Origin of the sequence: Henriciella sp. (genome assembly GCF_049649345.1) — a bacterium.
GTDB lineage: Bacteria > Pseudomonadota > Alphaproteobacteria > Caulobacterales > Hyphomonadaceae > Henriciella.
This window is the reverse complement of the sequence record NZ_JBARZC010000513.1, coordinates 1-2,845: the sequence shown is the minus strand read 5'-3', so window position 1 is coordinate 2,845 and position 2,845 is coordinate 1. Positions and strand designations below refer to the sequence as shown.

Sequence of the window (2,845 nt, the reverse complement as noted above, 5' to 3'; positions counted from 1 at the left end):
TTCCGTAAGCTATGTGACGGGTGCGATGCAGGAAGATCCTGAGATTGCATTTGCAGTTACATCTGAAGTTGCTTCCCGGATCGGAGCTGATCTCGTCATTGATACAGGGATTGAAAACGCCGCTCTCGATGCCGCCGTCGAAGAGGCCTTGTTTGCCGAAATCATTTCCCCGATTGGCGCGTTCTCGCTGTTCCGACTATTCTTGGGCTTCCCGTTTTAGCCGCCTGTCCCCGAATGGGCCACACCTTATACCGACGAGGGCGATCGCTCCTACGGGCAAAATCCAGGAATGGAAAAACGTGCGAAGCGTATGGAATCTGTCGCGGTCGACATTTCCATGATCAGTAGGCCGTTCGACACACCCTCCGCTGTCGTCAAGGCGCAGGCAAAAGACAAAGGGCTGCGGCTCGTAGGGTAACGGCACAGCCGTCTCTGAATTCGGCAAACCCAAGAAACCAGGCCGAGACCACGAACGTCATCCAGATGTCGTTGTCCGAGGAAAAACATGTTGCATCGACCCTTGGAGCGCAATCGACGGTCAACGCCGGCGGCTTGCCCAAAGGTGTTTATGGCAGAACTTGGCCCCGATCCGAAGATCGGGGCCCGAGGCGTCATCAACGCAGGCGGGCCGCGAGATCGGTCAGCCGCGCGCCGTGCCACCTGAGAGAGGCCGCATAGCGATCCTCGGGAACGCCGGCCTCCGAAAGAAGATCGCAGATCTCTTGCAGCGCCTTCCTGACACAGGCCGGATCGGGGGTCGGGCCGTCCCACGATCGATCAGCCTCGAGATAGAGGTCCAGGCCTCGATCGCCTGCGATCCCTTGCAGCACCTCCGACAGGCTGTCGCCATTGCGGCGCAGGAAGTCCCTGGCGTCCAAGGCAGCGAGCAGTGCCGCGCCGCCATAGAGCGTCTTGTTCATGGTGGTTCTCCAGGCACGAAGGGCCGGCCAATTGGCCGGACGATCACCTTGTGCCGTCAAGCACCGCCGGCAGGAGTGACCGGCGGTGTCCGTTGCGCGTGCGACTATGCTGCGGTTCGGAACTTGGGCTCAGCATCAGCTTGCGCAAGTGCATGACGCAGTCCATCGGTCAGCAGACAGATTTCTTCGACGACCGGATCACGGGGATCGATCACTGCAAAATGTGCCATATATGGAAGATCGGGGTCGTCGACATTATCCAAGGATAGCAAGGACAGAATCTGGCCGAGCATGACCGTGGTTCGAGGCCTCACGCGCTGGTCCTGTCCCAGGAGCTCAACGCAGCGGTCGACGAGACGCGCAGACTCGTAGCCGCCCAGGAGACGTGCCGCATGCCAGAGCACCTCCTGATGCGCGTTTATGAAGGAAAAAACCGGATCAGCAGGTATTCCCTGCGTGATCTCGGGAGAAAAGGCGGATTTCGGGTCGAGTTTCATACTTGGCTCCGGCTGGGTTTCCGCATCGTGTGCGGGTCAAGCAGTCGTCTGTCCGGATGCCTTCAGCTGGCTGGTTTTTCTCTCTCTCCTTTTTCAGATCGGCCTCATCGGTCGCGGCCCCACCGAAGTGGCCGCGATCGATAGGCGCGATCCCGTCTTCAACTTCATTGGAACGAAGCGTCAGCTTTGGCCACGGGTGCCGCTACATATTTGCCGATCGGTTCTGCACTTTGCGCTTGCGCGCCGGGTTTGCCGACTTCGCCGCGATGGCCGCCCGTGCGTCTTGCCAGATCGCCTGTGCCGTCGCCCCTTCACACTCGGCGCTGTACGATTTGCCGGCCTTTATGGTGCCATGTCCCAGGTGCGTCGCGATGACATCGGCCGCGTGTGCCGGGTCGTGACGGCGCATATAGTCCGCCACCAGTGTCCTCAAGTCGTGCGACGGCACGCCGATCGCGGACTTGGTCAGATCCGTCGGAAGATTCCGATACGGCGCGGTGTCATCGAGCGTCAGCCAGTTTCGCCCGACCAGCTCCTGATAGCGGATATGGATCAGCCGGTCCGGACGGCCATCGAGAATCCACTCGTCCAGAACCTCGCAAATTTCGGGCCAGATCGCCCCGGCTTCCGTGTTGCGCAAGTTCTTCTCCTGCTCCCAATCGGCAATCCATGTGCCGTCGATTTCCCGGACGAGTTGCTCGCCGAACCGCCAGGAGACGAGATCGCCCTTGCGGGGCGGCTTGTTCACGATGACGGCACAGACGACGGCTTGCTGCATGCAACGACGACGCGCCGCAGAGTGTTCGGGTAGATCATGCGCCCGCGCCCTGAGTTCCCCAATCTTGTCGGCGACATGCGCATATCCGCCCCTTTTCATGAGGTCGGACAACCTCTCATACTTGTTCTTTTCCGCCAGCGCGGCCTGATCTCGAAGATCGCGCCAGATGACCCGCATTGCGGTCAGGCTTGCCTCTGCCACGCCGCCCCTGGCCCCCAGCGCAATCAAACCTTCAATGTAGTTGGCTGCCGTGACCGGCTTCACGCGCCGACTTTTGTCGCGATGAAAAAGGAATGCCTCCGAGAGTTCGCATGCCGCGACGAACCCATGCGTTTCCGAAGCGAGACCCTCAGCGCCGACGGCAGCGCACCGGTCGATGCTTGCGACGTAGCGCTTCCGGGTGCTGCATCTGATCCGTGCTGCATCGAGTCCGGGCTTCATCTCTTGCCAGGACACGGGCCAACTTGCTTTGGCAGGCTGCTCCAACGTCTGGGCAACCCTTGCAACCGCTTTGGGTCGACGAGCATACCACTCGTCGCTGACGACTCTGGCGTGTGCGGTGGACACGTGCGGCGCGTATGCCGCGAGAGCGCGCAGAAGACACCGAAACGTCGACTCGGAGGCGGCGGCGGACCGATAGACCTCCGCAC

General features: G+C 60.8%; 3 protein-coding genes and 1 pseudogene. 1 reads left to right on the top strand and 3 read right to left on the bottom strand.

The genetic code is table 11. The annotated features are described in order from the left end of the window. Window positions 1-220 (top strand): annotated as a pseudogene (locus tag WA989_RS14190) (hypothetical protein); the annotation flags it as partial. A 394-nt stretch (window positions 221-614) separates the two neighbouring features. On the opposite strand, the gene WA989_RS14185 reads toward WA989_RS14190, so the two are convergent. The 3 genes from WA989_RS14185 to WA989_RS14175 all read right to left on the bottom strand — a co-directional run. Continuing rightward, the gene (locus tag WA989_RS14185; RefSeq protein ID WP_424341139.1) at window positions 615-920 is read right to left on the bottom strand and encodes a hypothetical protein; all 306 of its coding nucleotides are present in this window, start codon (window positions 918-920) and stop codon (window positions 615-617) included. A gap of 104 nt (window positions 921-1,024) precedes the next feature. Then, window positions 1,025-1,417 (bottom strand): hypothetical protein, encoded by a 393-nt coding sequence (locus WA989_RS14180; protein WP_424341138.1) that lies wholly within the window; start codon window positions 1,415-1,417, stop codon window positions 1,025-1,027. A gap of 202 nt (window positions 1,418-1,619) precedes the next feature. Then, a partial coding sequence (locus tag WA989_RS14175) for a hypothetical protein (RefSeq protein ID WP_424341137.1) occupies window positions 1,620-2,845 on the bottom strand: 1,226 nt, incomplete at its 5' end.

What these genes read in the sequence shown, in the direction of transcription:
- WA989_RS14185 (WP_424341139.1), bottom strand. Translation starts at nt 920, where the DNA reads ATGAACAAGACGCTCTATGGCGGCGCGGCACTGCTCGCTGCCTTGGAC.
- WA989_RS14180 (WP_424341138.1), bottom strand. Translation starts at nt 1,417, where the DNA reads ATGAAACTCGACCCGAAATCCGCCTTTTCTCCCGAGATCACGCAGGGA.